This window comes from Thermobifida cellulosilytica TB100 (assembly GCF_001517975.1).
In the GTDB taxonomy this organism is placed as follows: Bacteria; Actinomycetota; Actinomycetes; order Streptosporangiales; family Streptosporangiaceae; genus Thermobifida; species Thermobifida cellulosilytica.
In genome coordinates this window covers 690,355-708,954 of sequence record NZ_KQ950180.1, presented here as the reverse complement: position 1 = coordinate 708,954, position 18,600 = coordinate 690,355, and the positions used below count along the sequence as shown (strand labels likewise).

The following is an 18,600-nucleotide window of genomic DNA, read 5'->3' as shown; positions in this document are numbered from 1 at the left end:
CAGCTTCACCGACGCCACCCAGCACCGCCGCACCGAGGAGGAGCTGGACGCCATCGAACAGGCCGCGCTGCGCCGCCGCGGCCTGGCCGACTCCGAGCGGAACGCCGCCACCGACGGCTCCGCCGACCACGGTGACCAGGAGCTGCGCTCCCGGCACTCCAACCGGCTCGCCCGCAGCGTGCGCTCCGCGGGCAGCCCCACCGCCGACCGCGCCCCCGCCGCCGAACCCGCCGAGACCTCCGAACCCGCCGAGACCTCCGGAACCGGCGAGCGCGGCCTGCTCTCCCGGTTCGTGGACAACGCCCGCAGGGTCGGCAGCATGCTCACCCCAGCCCGGGGCACCGCGAGCCAGGAACGGGACAGCGCCCCGAAGCAGCCCGCGGCCGACAAACCCGACCTGCAACTCGACCACGGCACCGGCGAGCAGCAGCTGTTCTCCGGCTCCACCACGCCCGGCGGCGGCAGCCGCCCGCCGACCGCGGCCGCGGACCAGCCCGCCCCCGCCTACACCGCCGACTCGCCCGGCGGCGGCACCCGCGGCTGGCGCCGCCTGGCCCGCGTGGTCACCGGCGGCCACTCCTCCGCCGCCAGACCCCAGTTGCCGCCCGCCGAACTGGAACGGCTGCGCACCCCGCTGGACGGCTCCCGCGGCCTGGTCGTGCTCGGCTGCACCGGCGGTGCGGGGCAGACCGTCACCACGCTCATGCTCGGCCACACCCTCGCCGCCTACCGCGACGACCGCGTGGTCGCCGTCGACATCAACCCGGGACCGCAGAGCCTGTCCCGCCGGATCCGCACCCAGACCCCCGAGACCCTCACCTCACTGCTGGCCAACACCGACGCCCTGCACGCCTACTCCACGCTGCGCGGCTACACCTCCCGCACCCCCAGCGGCCTGGAGGTCGTGGCCACCCTGGACGACCCCTACGTCCAGACCCTCGACGACCGCGACTACATCACGCTCACCGGGACGCTGCGGCGGCACTACGCGATCACCCTCCTCGACCCGGCCGCCACCGGAGTGGCCCGCGCCCTGCCCGTGGTCAACGGACTGGTCCTGGTGGCGCCCGCCAGCGCCGACGCGGCCCGCTCGGTGGCGCTGACCTTCGAGTGGCTGGACGGCCACGGCTACGCCGACCTGCGGTCCCGCGCGATCGTCGTGATCAACGGGGTCAGTCGGCGCAGCCTCGCCGACGTGGACGCCGCCGAACAGGTCGCCCGCGGCAACTGCCGCGCCATCGTCCGCGTTCCCTGGGACGACCACATCGCGTCCGCCCAGTCCGTCATCGACATCAAGGCGCTGCGCCAGACCACGCGCCGCGCCCACGCCGCCCTCGCGGCGGTGGTGGCCGCCAGCCTCGCCGCCCGTAGCGCCGAGCCGAAGCGGTGAGGCCGTTCCGTCCCAGCCCCGTACCGTGCAGGAGGAGAGCCGATGAACGTCAGTAGACGCGCCAGCAGGCTGGCGGTCCGCTACTTCGACGATCGCGTGCTGCTCAGCGACACCGAAGCCTGGGCCTACTTCCGCCTGCCCACGATCTCCTACGAGTTCTCCACACCGGAGGAGCGCGAGGCCCTCGCCACGAACATCACGATCGCGCTGGCCGCGATCCGGATGAACGACGCCGAGGTGCACCTGCGCATCGCGCACCGCACCTACCCGGCCAAGGAGTGGGCCGAGCAGCTCGCCCTCACCTCCGACTCCGGCCCGGGCTGGTACGAGTACCTCGACGAGATGTACCGGCACGTGTGGGCCAGGGACTTCTGGACCAAGGAGGTCTACCTGGGGGTGCGCCTGGGACCGCGCGGGGTGCGCGCCCAGCTCTCCCAGGGCGTCTTCGCCCAGTTGTTCGGCGTCTACCAGCGCACCGAGCAGGTCCTCGGCCTGGAGGACGACGCCGTCTCCGACCGGGAGCTCGCCCGCTGGACCGAGCAGGCCGAACGCCTGGGCCGGGCGCTGGCGGCCAGCTCCCTGCACGCCCGCCACGCCCGCGCCGACGAACTGGCCTGGCTGCTGCGGCACGCCGTCACCGGCACCATCGAGGAGCCGGAGCGCTCGGCGGCGGGACGCCGCCGCTGGGGCCGCGGCGAGATCGAGGCGCTCGTCGACGGGGTCATCCACAACGGCCGCTCCCACCTGCGCCTGGAGCAGCCCGGCGGCGAGGCGTACGTGTCGTACCTGTCGTTCTCCCGCTTCCCCGACCTGATGCCGTTCCCCGACGGCGAGCCGTGGCTGCACTTCGCCGACGCGCTGCCGTTCCCCGTGGAGGCGTCGCTGCGGATGAAGCTGGTGCCGCCCGCCAAGGCCAGCAAGGACGTCTCCCGCCGCCTCGCGCACGCCCGCGACATGGAGGCGCACATGAGCGAGGCCGGCCAGGCCCCCGACATCGGCCTGGTCGAGCAGATCAACGCCGCCCGCATGCTGGAGCACGGCATCACCAAGGAGCGGCTGCCGTTCGTGTACGGCTGGTACCGGCTCATCGTGGCCGCACCCACCCAGGACCTGCTGGTGCAGCGGGTCGAGGCGGTCGTCGAGCACTACCGCGACATGGGCATCGACATCACCCAGTCCACCGGCGACCAGTTCTCGCTGTTCTGCGAGTCGCTGCCGGGCGACCGGCTGCGCCTGGAGGCGTACGTGCAGCGCCAGCCGCTGCGCACCATCGCGGGCGGCATGCCCACCGCCACCGTGGAGCTCGGCGACCGGCGCGACGCCAGCGGCGCGGGCTGGATCGGCCCCTACATCGGGGAGACCCTGGGCCGGGCGCGGTCCATCGTCCACTTCGACCCGATGGTGGCCGCCGCCCGCAACCGGCCCACCGCCATCGCCATCACCGGCGAGCCCGGCGGCGGCAAGACCACGCTGGCGCTGCTGCTCATCTACCAGTTGGCGCTGCGCGGGGTCACGGTCGCCGCGATCGACCCGAAGGGCGACGCCGAGTCCCTGGTGCAACTGCTGCGGCGGCGCGGCCGCAAGGCGCGGATCATGTCGCTGGAGTCGGCGCAGGCCGGACTGCTCGACCCGTTCGGGTTCGGCGACGACCTGCCCACGAAGAAGACGATGGCCACCGAGACGCTGCGGCTGCTGCTGCCCCGCATGAGCGAGGAACGCGAGTCCGCGATGATCCAGGCGGTGGCGGCGGTCGCCAACCAGCCCCAGCCCAGCCTCGCCAAGGTCGTCACCTACCTGGAGTCCTCCGACGACGCGGCCTCCCGCAACCTCGGCGCGGTGCTGCGGTCCATGTCGGAGATGCGGCTGGCCCGGCTCTGCTTCGACCCGCAGGGCGACACCCAGATCGACACCGAGGGGTGGACCACCGTGTTCACCCTCGGCGGCCTGACCCTGCCGGACTCCACCCTCCACCGCGACGACTACAGCTACGAGCAGCGGCTCAGCGTCGCCCTGCTCTACCTGGTCAGCCAGTTCGCCCGCCGCCTGATGAACGGGCTGGACCGGCGGCTGCCCAAGGCGATCTTCCTCGACGAGGCGTGGGCGGTGACCTCCACCCCGGAGGGCGCCAAACTCGTGCCCGAGGTCTCCCGCATGGGCCGGTCCCGCAACACCGCGCTCATCCTGGTCAGCCAGAACGCCGGCGACCTGCTCAACGAACAGGTCACCAACTGCCTCTCCAGTGTCTTCGCATTCCGTTCCACCGAGCGGGTCGAGGTGCGCAACGTCATGGCACTGCTGGGAATCGAACCGTCCGAAGAGCACATCGCCGTGTTGCGCAACCTCGGGAACGGGGAATGCATTTTCCGGGATCTCGACGGGCGAGCCGGACGTATCGCCGTCGACCTCATCTCGGAGGAGCTGCTTCGGTGGCTCGACACCAACCCGACACGGCGAAAGCCCCAGGTTGAGGAGGACGGCGCTTTGGTGGGCAGCACCGCGCGGGACATTCGGGAGCCGCTGTCATGACGTTGTTGGGCCGGGTTCGGCGACTCGACCTGCGAAAATTCGCCTTTTTGGCCGCGCTGTTGTTGGCTTTTGTGCTGGTCCCGATCGGTTCGGTCCAGGCCGCCGTTCCGGGGTGCGAAGGAGAACCGGCCCCCCAACCGGAAGCGGCGGGCTCGGGCGCGGACGGGTTGTTGGTGCCGCCGAGGTCAGAGGAGGCGATCGTTGGTTCTCCCGACGGGCTTCCGCCTGACGCGAGCATTTACGGTCAGTACGGAACGGCCGGACAGCAGTGGCACATCATCCGTGAATCCTGCGTGGACAAGCTGAGCTCCAGCGCGGTCGCCACGCTGAGCAACACCGCCTGGGACCTGTCCAAGACCATCAACCAGTCCACGATCACGGTCTACCAGGCGGCCACTTCGGACGGCCTGCTCGACAGCTTCAACCGTCTGGTCGAGAGCGTCGTCGCCGAACTCCGCGAAGGGATCTGGCGCCCCCTGCTGCCGACGGTGATCATCCTCGGCGCGGTGTGGCTGGGCTGGTACGGCCTCATCCGCAAACGGGTCACCCTGACCATCGAGAGCGCCGTGTGGATGGTGCTCGCAACGACACTGGGCATCTGGATCCTGGTCAGTCCTTCGCAGATCCTTGGCTATGCGGGGGCCATAGTCAATTCTGGTGGACAGTTAATTAATTCAGCGCTTTCGAGGATCAGTGCTCCGGTTGGTGCTTCTTCCTGTCCTAGTGGTGCTCCAGAAATGGAGAAAGCGGAGTGGGAGAGTGCGAACGACTTCGCTGTTCGTCAGAATTCCCAGATGCTTTGGTCTGGGCTTGTGTGTACGCCTTGGATGGCGGGAGAGTTTGGCACCGGTCCAGTAGCGGAAGCTGCTGCTCTGCGCTATGGGATGGACCTTCTTGAAGCCCAGGGGATCAGCCGTTCGGAGCAGCACTTGATTGCCAGCGGTGAAATAGATGCCGCTGAACTTTATGCTGACAAGCAGGCTGCTTATGAAAAGATAGCTTCAGATATAGAAACTGCCTATCCGGAAGTATATCCGCTTTTTGAGGGGAGTCAGCAGGAAAGTCGTCTGGGGGTGGCAACTCTTGCCCTCTTTGCTTCTATTTTTGCAGGGGGGCTGATCCTTGCTGGTGCTGTTGCGCTGATTGTTCTCAAAATTGGTTTCCTTCTTCTCTTGTTGCTTGCTCCAATATTCCTGCTGATTGGAATCCATCCCGGATATGGACGTACGGTTCTGATCCGCTGGCTGGAGTTGCTGCTGGGTTTGCTGCTCAAGCAGATCTTCGTTGTCCTGCTCATCTCTGTGTTGGTCATGTGCTATGGCCTGGTAATGGCCTCCAACTTGGGTTGGGGCCTCCAGATGATCCTGCTGGCCCTGTTCACCGTGGCCCTGTTCATCTACCGGAAGCCGTTCGCGAACCTGTTCGCCTCGGTGAACGCCAACACCTTCACCTCGCGCATGGTCAGTGACGCGGTCAACAGCAGGGTGCTGGAGGCCAGCGCCAACGTGCTGCCGCCGGTGGCCTACATGAAGGCGCAGAAGTGGGGCCTCAACCGGGCGCCGCAACTGGCCGCCGGGGCCGCGGCGATTCCGGCTGGTGCAGCCGCCACGGCGGGTGCGGCGGCCACGGCCGAGGCGGTCGACGCGGTGGACGGCCAGACCGCAGCAGAGACCGAGGGCGAAAGTGGCGCCACCGCCACCGAGGGCGGAGGCCGGGCCCGAGCCCGAGGTGCGGCGGGCTACGGCCGGACCCCGGGCAGGACCGCCCCGCCGCCGCTGAACCTCGACGGCGGTTCCGGCGGCGCAGCCAAGGCCGGTGCCGCACCGCAGCGGGACTCCTCTCAGGCGCCCCGGCTCAGCACGGCCGCGTCCGCCTCCTCCGGCAGCAGCCTTTTCGAGGGCACCGGCGGCGGGGCGAGCAACAGCGCCATCCCGCCGCGTCCCTCCGGCGGCTACACCGGGGTGGGGGACACCGGGTGGAGTTCGGTGTTCGGCACCGGTTCCTCCGGCAACGCCCACCGTGCCGAAGCTCCTTCACGCGGGAGTGGAGACGCCGCGCCGCCGCGGTCGGGATCCTCTGCCGCCTCCGGAACAGGGCTGTTCGGTGGCCGTACGGAGACCCCGCCGCAGGGCAGCACACTGCCCCGTCCCTCCCGCTGGGCGGGACCCGGCACCCGTGGCGAGAAGCGCACACCGCCGCCCGCCCGGCCCGCCCCGGCGCCGCCCTCCTCGTCCGGTGAGCGCAGCGGCGGTGACGGCGACACCTGGCTGACCGGGTCGAAGAAGGACAAGGACGCTCCGATCAGCCCGTTCTGGACGGGGGATTCCGCGCGCCGCGACCGCACGCGGGACGTCCCCTTCTGGCTCGACAGCGATGACTGACCTCGATACCTGAGCGGGCGCGGGGCCGTGGAGCCCCGCGCCGCCGGCCACCATCCCCGAATCCGCCTCACCCGCAGGAAGCCCCCATGCCCAAGCCACTTTCCGACGGTGCGCAGCGTCTCGTCTTCGGCATCCTGATCGTGATCCTCGTCTCCTTTGGCATCTACTGGAGTCTGGGCGGTTCCGACACGTCGGACCCGGAACAGCAGGAGCAGACGGCCGAAGGCGGCGGAGGCGGCGCGAGCGAGGGGGAGGGGAGTGACGAGCCCGCGGTTCCCCTGCCCACGGTGGCGGTTGAGGACATGGAACTCGCCGACTGGCTGCCCTTCACGGAGGAGGAGTTCGTCGCGGCGGCGGCCGTGGCCCAGGCGTTCGCCACCGACTACGGCACCGTCGACTACTCGGAATCGCCCGAGGAGTACTACGACCGGCTCGGCCAGTACGCCACCGAGGAGTACGCCCAGACCCTCGCGCAGAGTTCGGGGGCCGGGGCGCTGTGGGGAGAGCGCGCCGAGGAGGAGGCGGTCTCCACCGGGCGGGCGGTCGTGGAGTCGATCCGCGGCTTCGACAAGGAGTCGATCGTCTTCGTCCTCAGGGTGCAGTCCATCACCGAAGGCAACGACGGCAAGTCCCAGAATCTCGGCGACTTTGCCGTCACCATGGTCAAGAAGGGCGGAGACTGGCGGGTCTACGACTTCCAACCGGCTGATGCGGGCAACCTGGGAGGCGGTTGATGCTCCGGCTGTTCACACGCATGCCCTCGTCCGACAACGGCAGTTGCGCCACCCGGCTCGCGGTCGGGGTGGGACTGCTCGTCGCGGGCGTGGTGGGTATCGCGGTGATCGTCATTCCGCTGGCCACGGTCAACCAGAGCGTCGCTAACCTCGCCGCCGGTGGTCTCAGGTGTACCAGCGAGACCGAACAGGTGGCGGCCTCTGGATACGCCGAGGACTCCATCCCCGAGAACTACCTGGAGATCTACCAGGAGGTCGGTGAGGAGAAGGGCATCCCCTGGAACGTCCTCGCCGGGATCGGCCAGGTGGAGAGCCACCATGGCCGCTGGGACGGGCCAGGCATCACAGAGGGGCACAACGACTGGGGTGCGGCCGGGCCGATGCAGTTCGGCGCGTTGGACGGGTCGGCGGCGGGCAACAGTTGGGGCGGGGAGCCGATCATGCCGGTCGAGGACCGCCCCGAGGAGGGGTACGGCCAGGACGGCAACGGCGACGGGATCGTGAACGTGTACGACCCGGCGGACGCCATCCCGGCCGCCGCCGACTACCTGCTCGCCCACGGTGCCGAGAACGACCTCCGCCAGGCGATTTACGCCTACAACCACGCCTGGTGGTACGTGGAGGACGTGCTGGAGTGGGCGGAGAAGTACGCCGACGGTGAGTACACGGCGGGGGCGTCGATCGCCACGGCGGTCAACTGCACGCTGACTGCGGAGGGCGGCATCATCGGGACCGCACCGGACGACCTCATCCAGGCGGTGGTGAACTGGGCGCTGGCCCAGCGCGGCAAGCCCTACGTGTGGGGCGGCACGGGACCGAACGGCTTCGACTGCTCCGGGCTGGTGATGCGGGCCTACGAGAGCATCGGAGTGACGATCCCCCGTGTCTCCCAGGACCAGTGGAACTACGGCCCCAGAGTCCCCAAGGGCCAGGAGCAGCCGGGAGACCTGGTCTTCTTCGACGTGCAGCGCGCCGGAGAGCCACCGGGACCGGGACACGTCGGCATGGTGATCGGCGACGGCCTGATGGTCGAAGCCTGGTGCACCAACTGCGGACCGATCGCGGTCCGCGAGTACGACAGCCCGAACAGGTCACCGATCATGGGATTCACCCGGCCGCTGGAAGCGCCGGAAGCCAAGGCACAGTTGGAGAGTCGTGAGTAAGAAGCAGGGACTCCACGGAATCAAGGCTTTTCTGGTTGTAGTCGGTTCCGGGGTAGCTGCAGGACTCCTAGTGGTCTGGATTATTTCTGGGATTGTCAAAGCTTTTGTTTCCACTGCTTCGGAAGGTTTGGCTGGTTCTGCTGCCACTCCAGTAGGTCCTCCTCCTACTAAGAGTCCTGTTTCTTCTCTTGAGCCTGGTTCCTTTGATTTGTGTCAGGATGTCGAGGGAGTTCGGGCCTTTGGGGCTGTCTATCAGGAGCGCTTGGATGATGGAAGTAATTTTGTTGACACTGGCCTGGAAGGGGGAAGTTCAGGAGTCCGTGAAATTTCCAACAAATGCTCCTGGAGTATTATTGTTGGGGGCATGGTGGAATCGGAGATGTCTCTTTCTTATGAATCGAAAATAGGAGGCTCTCCGGTTGGTTTGGAGGAGCTTTATGAGGATGCGGCCCCTCTTGTTGGGGAAGTTTTGGAAGAGGGGGACATTGGGGAGCTTCCCGATGGGGGGCGCTATGTGTACGGGGTGTCCGGGGGGGATGAAATATTTATCCTTGTTGGAGTTGTGAAAAATACGTCCTTCTCTTTTGTATTTAAAAATGAGGCGGTTTCCGGAGAGTCTCTGGAGACCGAATATAAAGCTCTCGTTCTTCAGGTGATTCCTGTTGTTCGTGAGATTTTGGACCGGTCTATTCCAGATTGATCTTGAATGGAAATCCCTGGTGGGGGTGCTGGTTGGGGGAATGTTTTGAATTCCCTTTAGTTGAAGAAGTCCACTCTTGGGCTCTCTCCCAGGGCTGCCGTCTACGAATCCCAAGGACCAGCAGCGGATCCTGCGCGACCATCCGCCCCTCGCCGTACAGCGGACAGATCCCGGTGCGAGCCGCCGGGCGACCCGCACCGGTGGGTGTTGTGGCTACTCCTCTGTGGAAAGGGCGTCCCGCTGCCACGGTCGGGGCAGGCTCCGTCCTCGGCGCAGCCATTCGTCCAGGGCTGTGAACGCCTGGTCCGCGGCGTCCGGGGCGTGTTCCCGCAGTGCTTCGGAGAGCGCGTCGTAGAGCAGGTCGGCTTGGTCGGTCTCCCAGGAGCGGTCCGCTGACGGCGTCACCGCGTCCGCTTCCTCGTCCAGGTGCGCGTGTGCGGCGACCCACCGCGCCCCCTCGGCCAGGTCGCGGGTGTCCGGTCCGGGGCCGTGGCCGACGGCGGAGACCAGCCAGGCTCCGTCCAGATCGCGGGTGACGTAGCCGAGGGTGCGGCCCAGTGAGTCGGAGACGACGTAGTGCGCGGGGTCTCCGGCGGCGTCCTCGCACAGTTCCGGAACCGGGTTGACTTCGTAGTTCCGCATCAGGACGCCTCCGCCATGAGCAGGTCCGAGCCGGGCCGCTGGACCCGGGCCGCGCGGGCGCGTGCCCGCTCCCGTTCCTCGTGGGCGAGGAGGTAGGGCCGGATCATGGCCGGTTGCGGCAGGCTGTCCTCGGCGGGGACGCGCGGAGCCCAGGGCAGGTCGGGCCGGGGCGGCAGTGCGGTGGCGAGCGGCACCCGTGCCGCGTAGGGGCGGACCCGGGAGGGAGCGGCCGGGGAAGTGCGGCGGGCCGCCGCAGGCCGGGGTCGTTGCCCGTCACCGGACGGGGCGGACCACTCCCACTGGTCCCGCCGGGACACCCGGTGCAGCCCTCGGGACGGACGGATCATGCGCAGCGCCAAAGCGCACACGCCGAGTAGAGTTCTCATGTCAGCGCTCCCCAGAAGCGTTGGCCGTGCCCCCGGACGGCGGCCACCGTCGCGGGGGTCTCACTGTGTGTGAGCCTTTACTCTACCGTGACTGGTACAAGGTCGTCCAAGGTCTTCCCCGACATTCCTGGGCTAGGCGTAGAAGTGCACGCTAGTGTCATGGACTTGCCCAGCGGATATGGCCCAGACAGCGAGTTGGACATGGACGGCCCCGACCCCCGTTGGGCTCAGTTGGCCGCCATCCTCGTGGCTCGCATCGACGCGGGCTGGTACAAACCTGGCCTGCCTATCCCCTCGCTCGTCCAACTCGTCCAGGAGTTCGGGTTGGCGCGCGGAACTGTGCGCAAAGCAGTGGAGTACCTGGCGGAACACGGACGTCTCCGTGTCGTCCAAGGCAAAGGGGCCTACGTCCAACCGCGTTGATCCTGACCCCAGGGACATTTAGGCACGCCCAGATGTCCCTGGGTACAAGATCAACGCCCCGCCCCTCACCCCGCCCGGACCGTAGAGTACGTCCACACGTCCGTGGGCATCGCGTGGTGCAGCCGCCAGGTGACCGCCATCGGCCTGCTGCCCGTGTGCTCCACGTAGTCGGCCGGGCCCAGCAGCATCCACGGTGCGGCGGAGCCGACCTCGGTGCTCTTGCTGCGGCGCACGAACAGCAGCACGTGGCTGCCCATGTCCCGGTGGTGCTGGTAGCGCTGCCCGGTGGCGGAGGTGTCGGCGGTCCGGTTCTGTGACTCCCAGTGGAACAGCCGCTCGTTCAGCGCGTAGTCCCGGTAGCGGGTCTGCGGTGAGAAGTCCTTCTCGTCCTTGTCCAGGGTGATCAGCAGCGCGTCGGTGGCGATGTCCGGGCACCACCGCACCCCCTCGCGGAAGTTGGCGGGCAGCAGTCCGCCGCCCAGGCGGCTCTGGCCCAGCGCGGACAGGATCTCCTCGCGGCTGTAGGAGGCGTGCACCGCCAGCGGCAGGCCGGGCGCGGTGTCCAGCAGCAGCGGCACGGGCACGTGCCGGGTGTGCGCCAGGCCGTACGCGACCACCTGGCGCAGTTCGTCGCGGACCGCCGGGTGGCGCCGGAGCCGGTCCAGCCCCTCCTGGTAGGTGGCGAAGCCGCCGCCGTTCGGCCACAGCGAGAAGAACAGCATCCGGGCGAAAGCCCGGTCGCCTTCGTCCAGGTCCGCGTAGTCGGGGGCGTCGTCGGCCAGCAGACGCGTGTAGGCGGCGGCCCGCACCGGGTCGTCGACGTGCAGGAACCCGGTCACCCGCCGGAGCAGGGCGGCCTCCCCGTCGGGGGCGGGGCCCGGCAGCAGGCCCGCGAGGCGCAGCAGGCCCGTCCACGACCGCTTGGAACGGTAGACCTCGGTGATGTCGTGGCCGCTCTCGGCGAGGTACTCGCCCAGGTCGGTGGTGCCGTGGTCGCGGATCTCCCGGACCAGTTGTCGTGCGTTGAGGGCGATCCGCTCCCTGATGTTGGCGAGGACCGTCTCCTTGGCCTTGGGTTCCAGCACGATCTGGCAGCCCGACGGCAGGTGCGGGAAGTCCCGTTCGATCGCGTCGACCAGGCGGCGGCGGGTGAGGTTGGTCAGGGCCCGGAACCGGTTCTCGAACCGGAACTCCCGGCGGTGCTGGCCGACGAGGTCGAGGACGGTCAGCACCGCCTTGTCCGGGGTGCGCCGCAGGCCGCGGCCGAGCTGCTGGAGGAACACGGTCGCGCTGGAGGTGGGGCGGAGCAGCAGCAGGGTGTCCACGTCGGGGAGGTCGACGCCCTCGTTGAACAGGTCGACGGAGAACACCGCCTGGACGGTGCCGCCGCGCAGCCCGTCGAGGACCTCGCGGCGCTCCCGTTCGGGGGTCTTGCCGGACAGGGCCCGGGCGTTCAGGCCCGCCCTGCGGAAGAACTCCGCCATGTACTCGGCGTGCGCGACGGACACGCAGAAGCCGAGGGCGCGCATGCGGTGCGGGTCGGCGACCTTGTCCCGCACTGCCCTGAGCACCAGGCGGGCGCGGGCGTCGTTGCCGGTGAACAGCCGGTCCAGGGCGTCCGCGGCGTAGTCGCCGCGCCGCCAGGGAACCCCGCTCAGGTCGGTGGTGTCGGTGACCCCGAAGTAGTGGAACGGGCTGAGCAGGTCGTTGTCGAGGGCCTCCCACAGCCGCAGTTCCGCGGCGATGCGGCCGTCGAAGAACGCGTCCTGGACGTTGACGCCGTCGGCCCGTTCCGGGGTGGCGGTGAGGCCCAGCAGTTCGCGGGGGCGCACGTGGTCGAGGAGCGCCCGGTAGCTCGCGGCCTGCGCGTGGTGGAACTCGTCGACCACCACCACGTCGAAGTGGTCGGGGGCGAAGGGCCAGGGGCGGCGCGCGGTGAGGGCCTGGATTCCGGCGAACACGTGCCGCCAGGCGCGGGGCCGTTCGGTGCCGACGAGCAGTTCCCCGAACTCCGCGTCGTCGAGGACCTCCTGGTAGGTGCGGCGCGCGTGCTCCAGGATCTCCCGGCGGTGCGCGACGAACAGCAGGGTCGGCCGCTCCCCGTACCGGTGGCGCAGGTTCCGGTAGTCCAGGGCGGCCAGGACGGTCTTGCCGGTCCCGGTGGCGGCGACCAGCAGGTTGCGGTTCCGGCCGTGGACGGCGCGTTCGACCTCCAACCGTTCCAGCATGTCCCGCTGGTGCGGGAACGGCCGGACCGCCAGCCCGGACAGGGTGATGCGGCGGTCGGAGGGGCGTCGGCCGCCCGCCTCGGCCAGGGCTTCGTCGAGTCGCGCGGTGTCGCGGTCCGGCCGGTAGGCCTCGAAGGCGGGGTCGTTCCAGTAGGAGTCGAAGGTGGCCGCGAACTTCCGCAGCACCGCCGGGGTGGCCACCGCCGACAGGCGAACGTTCCACTCCAGGCCGTCCAGCAGGGCCGTCCGCGACAGGTTGGAGCTGCCGACGTAGGCGGTGTGGTAGCCGCTGTCGCGCCAGAACAGCCACGCCTTGGCGTGCAGCCGGGTGGCGCGGGTCTCGTAGTTGACCTTCACCTCGGCGCCGAACTCGGTGGCCAGCCGGTCCAGGGCGCGGCGTTCGGTCGCCCCGAGGTAGGTGGTGGTGATGACGCGGACCGGCACCCCGCGGGCGTGCGCGGCCCGCAGCGGCTGCTCCAGCCAGCGCAGCCCGTGCCACTTGATGAAGGCGCACAGCAGGTCGACCCGGTCGGCGGTGTCCAGTTCCCGGCGCAGTTCCGAGCCGAGGCGGGGTTCGTCGGGCGCGTTGGTGAGCAGCGCGGCCTCCGACAGCGGGATGGCCGGACGCCTGGGCGGTGCGTCCTCCTCCCCGCCGACGAGGGCGAGCAGCCGCCGGGGGCCGTCGGCCACCCGTTCCGGACGGTCGTCCCCGGTGCCGTCCAGGGGGTCGAGCAGGTCGAGGAGCCGGTTGGCGGCGGACACCCGCTCCTCCGGGGTCAGGCGGCGCAGGGTCCGCTCCACCCGGTCAGCGACGTAGCGGGCCAGGACGTGCGGGGAGGAGTGGTCGCCCACCTCTTCGCGTACCGCCTGCCAACCCTGTGCGGACAGGGTTTCGACGTACTGTTCGAGCCGGTCGGTGAGCAGGCTCTCGTACAGCCCGGCGGCCGGGCGGGAGCCTCGTGGGGGATGGGGCACCGGGGTCCTCCGTGGGGGATGCGAGGCGATTATGCCACCCGTGCCCGCGGGGGCCGGTGCGGTGGACGTCCCGGGCGGAGGAGCGGCGACCGGGGGCGGACGAGCGTTCGCTCGTCCTTCGACGAGAGAAGACCGGCCGGTGGAGGCCGGGCATGGCCGTATCCGGCCACGGTGTTCCCCGGAGGGGAGGCCGGGGCGTGGTTTCGACGGTTCGCACGAGGGCCGGTGGCGGTGGACGACGGTACCGGGGCACGTGCACGCTCCCGGCTCGGACAGAAGGCCGGACCATGCCGCCGTTCCGTTTCCCCCCCCCCGTCGCGCCGTGTCCCCGGACGAATCGGGCGGTTGCGGTGGGCGGGGCTCGTCGCGGTCGCGGTGGCGGGCTGTGCGGACGACACCCCCGCCGAGCCGCTCCCCGAGGCGTCGGGCGAATTCCGGTACGTGAAGCAGGGGACGCAGACCGTCTACGAGGACATGCTGATCGGTCTGATGGACGCCTCCTCCGCGGGGGAGGCGACCCTCCACGTCCACACAGACGACGTCGAGAGCGAGATCGTGACGGCTGTGGCGGGGACGCCTTCCGGGTGGGGCGCCGGTCGGTCACCGTGGTGCGGGTCGGCACCGATCCGGACGGGGTGCTGTTGGGCATCGTGGACCCCGAGGACACGCCCGCTCCTGACGGGTCGCCGTCCCGGCGGCCCACCGCGGAGCCGGAGCCCGAAACAGAAGACGCCTTCGGGGGCAACCAGAGATCAGGATGAGCGTGCCGGAGGGGAACGTCAGCGGGAACGGCGGCCGCCGCTGCTGAGGAAGAAGAGGCATCCTGCCGGCAGTGGAAGAGGTCCGACCGCCGGTCCGTGGACTGGCCGCTTGTGGTCACGGCCTGATGGGGCGGCGCGGCGGGCGGCCCGGAACCGCCAAGCTCCCTGAAACCCGCTACCACCAGGGATTTCACAGTTCACCGGGGGCGTACGGCGCCGCGCTCGTTCCGGACAGCGGCCAGATCGGAAAAACCGGTTGATCAGTATGATGCGTCACTGTTGCCCGCAAACCGGCCGGCCCAACAGGACAGGCGGTGGCGTCGACCGTGTCCCGAAGCCCCCACAGAGGCGACTCCGGTGCCTCGTTCGTTGAATACGCGGGAGTGATCGCCCTCGTCGCGGCCATCGCGCTCGTCCTCTTCGCTTCCGGGATCGCCGAGAGGATCGCGGCGGGGACGCAGAACACGGTCGCGGCCATCCTTGACGGCACCGGTGCGGAGACGACGGCGGGAGGGACACCGCCCCGGGACGGCGGGCAGCAGTACTGGAACGAGTCGAATCCCGACACTGGCGGCAATGGTCAGGGCAACGCGGACCCGGAACCTCCGGTTTCCCACCGGGGACCGCCGCCCGGGCATCCGGCGGGTCCGCCGGCCGAGCCCTACACCGGCCCCGACCCGGCGGACGCGGACCCCGAAGTGGTGGAAGCCGTCCTCGACGAGCTCGAAGGGTGCCTGGACCGGTGGAACGCGGACGCCCCCTGGTTCACCGGGACCTGTGCCTACGACCTCTACTCGGACCTTTCCCCGGAGGAGTTCGCGGCCGTCGTGGCGGCCCTGTCCGAGGAGGAGCTGGGGCAGCTCTTCGCCTCCGGACCGATCCCCTGGAGCAGGAGTACTTCGACCTGATCGAGGAGATCCGGCGGACCGCCTCGCTGGACACGATCCGCCGGCTGCGGGACAGCGGCGTCGAGATGTTCGCCGAACCCTCACTGGACAGGGTGAACGGTGACAGGGCCTCGGGGGCGAGCCCCAACCGGGTCGAATACGGTCAGCTCGACGAGTACCGCCTGTACGGGGAGGACGGCCAGGTCTCCTGGGAGCACGTCAACCAGCGGGCGCTCGGCGACTGCTGGTTCATGGCGACCCTGGGGGCGATGGCGGTGCAGAGTCCGGAACTGGTGGACGAGATGATCCGGGAAAACCTCAACGGCACCTTCACCGTGACCTTCCCCGGGCGGGAGCCGATCACGGTGACCCCCGACTTCCCGCTCGACGCGAACGGCAACCTCGCGTTCGCGGGCTCCCTGGAGCATCCCCCGGTGATCTGGCCCGCGGTCCTGGAGAAGGCCTACGCGCAGTTGCAGGGCGGAGACTACGCGAACCTGGAGAACTGGCACGCGGGCGCGGCGATGGACTTGTTCTCGGAAGGTTTCATGCAGGGGTATGTGCCGGACTTCACCGACGTCGACCTCGACGACCTGGCTGACCGGTTCGACTCGGGGGAGGCGATCACCTTCTCCACCCCACCGGAGATCCAGTGGGGGGGCTTCCCCAAGGACGGGACCGGAAAGGGAGACCTCGTGGGCCGGGACGGGCAGCCCTTGATCCCAGGCCACGTCTACTTCGTCATCGCAGTCGACGCCGAAGCCGACGAGGTGACGCTCCGCAACCCGTGGGGTCCCCACACCAAGGACATCGTGCTCAGCATGGACGAGGTCAACGAGAATTTCGCCGCGATGCACGCCACCCGGCTCGGATGAGAGGCTGCGACCATGTCCCGGTTTCGTTTTCTCCCGGCGTCCCCCACCACCCCCGGACGGGTCCGGCGGTCCCGGTGGGCGGGGCTCGTCGCGGTCGTGGCGGTGGCGCTGTTGGCGGTGGCGGGCTGTACGGACGACACCCCCGCCGAGCCGGTGCCCGAGGCTTCGGGGGAACTCCGGTACGTGAAGCAGGGGACGCAGACCGCCTACGAGGACATGCTGATCGGTCTGATGGACGTCTCCGCTGAGGGGGAAGCGCTCCTGCAGGTGTACGCGGACGACGCCGAGAGCGAGGTCGTCCGCGCCGAGGAGGGGGACACCTTCCAGGTGGGGCGCCGGTCGGTCACCGTGGTGCGGGTCGACACCGATCCGGACGGGGTGCTGCTGGACGTGGTCGACCCCCGGGCGCCGGAGCCCTCCGCGGAACCGCGGTCCCCGTCCGAGGGCGGTGCGGCCGACAGCGGCGGGGACCCCATGGACGATCCCGAGGTCCAGGCGGTGAGCCTGGGCCGCCAGGTTGTCGCCGCCCCGGGCTTGCGCATCGGACTCGGGACCACCGTGGGCGACACCGCGCGCATCCTGCTGACCCCCGATGAGGGAGAGGGCCAGGAGAAGGAGGTCCGCGCGGGCGACGAGGTCGAGACGGCGGGGCACACCGTCACCATCGTGGAGGTCGGGGACGGCGTCCTCTACTTCCGCGTCGACCAGTGACCACGACGGCCTTGACGGCAGCGGGCGCGCATCCGTGCGAAGCGGCCCGCCGATGTCGAGATCACCGAGGACTGGGGGCGGTCGTGCGGCGGGACAGCACCAGGGCGGCGACGACGCGCCAGCCGATGAGGCCGGTGCCGAGGAACAGCGACGCCACCGCGATGAACGTCACGGCGATGCCGCCCTCGGACAGGGCGCGCAGGGCCATGCCCGCGGCGACGGTGATGGCCCACACCCCCAGGCCGGTGCGGAGCGGGGCGACGGGCAGGCGCCACGCCCGGGTCACCAGCCAGCCCAGGGCGAGGCCGGCGGCGAACGGCCACAGCGTGGCGGCGACGTCGATCAGTGCATGGTCTTCGCCGTGACTGGACCGCCCGATCAGTACGAACAGCACGACCACGGCGGAGTCGACGATGGCGGCTGGAAGGGAACGCATGCTGTCAGCCTAACTGGGAGTGACCGGTCGGCGGATCGAGGGTGGAAGTCCGGTCCGCCGCGGCGGTCCGGTGCCGCGGCGGACCGGAGCCCGTGCGGTGGGGCTGGGCGGTTGCGGGTCCCGCTCAGCCGGTGACCAGTTCCAGGCCGAAGTAGGACAGCAGCGGGTTGATGGGCTGGAAGTAGGTGATGCCGCCGGTCCGGCAGTTGCCGCTGCCGCCCGAGGTGACCCCCTGGGCCTGGGAGCCGGTGAGCCAGGGGCCGCCGGAGTCGCCGGCCTCGGCGCAGGCGGTGGTGCGGGTCAGACCGGTGACGGTGCCCTCGGCGTAGCGGACGGTCTGGTTCTTCGACTGGATGATGCCGCAGCGCCAGCCGGTGGTGGAGCCGGAGCGGCAGACGGAGGAGCCGGTGACGGCCTCCTGCGAACCGGTGACGGTCACGGTCCCCCCGTCGTAGCGGTTGACGAGAGGGGTGACGGTGTCGGCGCCGGTGAGGCGCACCCAGCCCATGTCGCGTCCGGGGAAGTACGATCCGGCGACCACGCCCTCGGGGGAGCGGGTGAGGGTGCCCGTCTCGCCGCAGTGGCCGGCGGTGGCGAAGCCGGTGTCCGAGCCCTTGCGCACCGAGAAGCCGATGGAGCAGCGGTACCCCCCGAAGTAGTAGGGGTTGCCGCCGATGACGTCGGCGAACAGTTGCGGTCGCGCGGCGCTCTCGGTGACCCGCACCGCCCGTTCGTCGACGCCCGCCAGGGCCGCCAGCTCCTCGGCGGCAGCGGAGCCGCCCGGGAAGGCGGTGATGACCACCGTGTCGGCGGCGAGGTCGGTGTACCAGCCGGTGATCTGCTCGTCGGCCCGGTCGGCGACGGCGTTGAGGGAGTCCACGAAGTCGTTGAGCGCGGTCTCGCCGAAGGTGACGACCTGGGCGGTGGCCCCCGACTGCTCGACGACGGGCACGGCTGCGGGGTCGGTGACCGCGACGGTGACCTCTCCGGTCTCCGGAGCCAGGTAGACGCCGCCGAAGTCGGAGCCGAGGACGGCGCTCAGCTCCTCCTCGCGGTCCATCGCCTCGGACTCGGCGGCGCGCAGCAGCGCGACCTCGGTTCCGGTCAGGTCGAGGTCGCGGGTGAGGGCGGCCTCCTGGGAGGCCTCCTGGGCGAGGGAGGGAGCGGCCGGGGCGGTCAGTGCGGTGGCCGCCAGGGCCGCGGTGAGCAGGGCGCGGACGGTTCTGCGGGTGGAGGGTCGGTTCACGTCCCGTTCCTTTCTGGGGTGCCGGAGTCCGTGGAGAGGAGAGACACCGGCCAGTCGGTCGGTGCGTTCCCGGGCGGTCATCCCTCTCGTAGGGGGATGCCGCTCCACCCAGCGGACAATTGGTAACCCTCTATTT

Annotated in this window: 16 protein-coding genes; 11 read left to right on the top strand and 5 right to left on the bottom strand. The window is 69.8% G+C overall.

The features are described 5' to 3' along the window. From AC529_RS03000 to AC529_RS19910, 6 genes are all read left to right on the top strand, one after another. On the top strand, positions 1-1,390 hold a 1,390-nt coding region (locus AC529_RS03000), incomplete at its 5' end, for a MinD/ParA family ATP-binding protein (RefSeq protein WP_394326426.1). A gap of 42 nt (positions 1,391-1,432) precedes the next feature. Further along, complete coding sequence (locus AC529_RS02995; RefSeq protein ID WP_068753365.1) at positions 1,433-3,916, top strand: ATP-binding protein; 2,484 nt, start codon at positions 1,433-1,435, stop codon at positions 3,914-3,916. Further along, positions 3,913-6,297, top strand: a complete 2,385-nt coding sequence (locus AC529_RS02980) for a type IV secretion system protein (RefSeq protein ID WP_198156272.1) — start codon at positions 3,913-3,915, stop codon at positions 6,295-6,297. Before AC529_RS02995 ends, AC529_RS02980 begins: the two co-directional genes overlap by 4 nt. 86 nt (positions 6,298-6,383) lie before the next feature. Further along, positions 6,384-7,031, top strand: a complete 648-nt coding sequence (locus AC529_RS02975) for a hypothetical protein (protein ID WP_068753363.1) — start codon at positions 6,384-6,386, stop codon at positions 7,029-7,031. Continuing rightward, positions 7,031-8,194 carry a C40 family peptidase gene (locus tag AC529_RS02970; RefSeq protein ID WP_068753362.1) on the top strand — a complete coding sequence of 388 codons (1,164 nt, stop codon included), beginning with the start codon at positions 7,031-7,033 and terminating at the stop codon, positions 8,192-8,194. Before AC529_RS02975 ends, AC529_RS02970 begins: the two co-directional genes overlap by 1 nt. After that, entirely contained in the window at positions 8,187-8,894 is a 708-nt protein-coding gene (locus AC529_RS19910) for a hypothetical protein (RefSeq protein ID WP_157080031.1), read from the top strand. The genes AC529_RS02970 and AC529_RS19910 overlap by 8 nt, the downstream gene beginning before the upstream one ends. A gap of 213 nt (positions 8,895-9,107) precedes the next feature. Here AC529_RS19910 and AC529_RS21230 read toward each other — a convergent pair whose 3' ends face one another. Together AC529_RS21230 and AC529_RS02960 are read right to left on the bottom strand one after the other, a co-directional pair. Then, entirely contained in the window at positions 9,108-9,536 is a 429-nt protein-coding gene (locus tag AC529_RS21230) for a hypothetical protein (protein ID WP_332307034.1), read from the bottom strand. Beyond that, positions 9,536-9,922 carry a hypothetical protein gene (locus tag AC529_RS02960; protein ID WP_157080030.1) on the bottom strand — a complete coding sequence of 129 codons (387 nt, stop codon included), beginning with the start codon at positions 9,920-9,922 and terminating at the stop codon, positions 9,536-9,538. The genes AC529_RS21230 and AC529_RS02960 overlap by 1 nt, the downstream gene beginning before the upstream one ends. Positions 9,923-10,081: 159 nt before the next feature. Between AC529_RS02960 and AC529_RS19365 the strand changes: the two genes are divergently transcribed. Then, positions 10,082-10,345, top strand: coding sequence for a GntR family transcriptional regulator (locus tag AC529_RS19365; protein ID WP_083947889.1), 264 nt, complete (start codon positions 10,082-10,084; stop codon positions 10,343-10,345). Positions 10,346-10,410: 65 nt separating this feature from the next. Here AC529_RS19365 and AC529_RS02950 read toward each other — a convergent pair whose 3' ends face one another. After that, positions 10,411-13,548 (bottom strand): DUF3427 domain-containing protein, encoded by a 3,138-nt coding sequence (locus AC529_RS02950; protein WP_068753359.1) that lies wholly within the window; start codon positions 13,546-13,548, stop codon positions 10,411-10,413. Between the two features lie 584 nt (positions 13,549-14,132). On the opposite strand from AC529_RS02950, the gene AC529_RS19905 reads away from it, so the two are divergent. From AC529_RS19905 to AC529_RS02940, 4 genes are all read left to right on the top strand, one after another. After that, entirely contained in the window at positions 14,133-14,309 is a 177-nt protein-coding gene (locus AC529_RS19905) for a hypothetical protein (protein ID WP_157080029.1), read from the top strand. Positions 14,310-14,692: 383 nt separating this feature from the next. Next, positions 14,693-15,217 (top strand): hypothetical protein, encoded by a 525-nt coding sequence (locus tag AC529_RS20745; RefSeq protein WP_232306542.1) that lies wholly within the window; start codon positions 14,693-14,695, stop codon positions 15,215-15,217. 92 nt (positions 15,218-15,309) lie between these two features. After that, entirely contained in the window at positions 15,310-16,071 is a 762-nt protein-coding gene (locus AC529_RS20740; protein WP_232306541.1) for a C2 family cysteine protease, read from the top strand. Between the two features lie 12 nt (positions 16,072-16,083). Beyond that, positions 16,084-16,782: a hypothetical protein gene (locus tag AC529_RS02940; protein ID WP_068753358.1), complete on the top strand. Its 699-nt coding sequence runs from the start codon at positions 16,084-16,086 to the stop codon at positions 16,780-16,782. 61 nt (positions 16,783-16,843) lie between these two features. On the opposite strand, the gene AC529_RS02935 is transcribed toward AC529_RS02940, so the two are convergent. Beyond that, positions 16,844-17,218 (bottom strand): DUF3054 domain-containing protein, encoded by a 375-nt coding sequence (locus AC529_RS02935; RefSeq protein WP_068753357.1) that lies wholly within the window; start codon positions 17,216-17,218, stop codon positions 16,844-16,846. A 124-nt stretch (positions 17,219-17,342) separates the two neighbouring features. Then, positions 17,343-18,464, bottom strand: a complete 1,122-nt coding sequence (locus AC529_RS02930) for a S1 family peptidase (protein WP_068753356.1) — start codon at positions 18,462-18,464, stop codon at positions 17,343-17,345. Positions 18,465-18,600 lie beyond the last annotated feature (136 nt).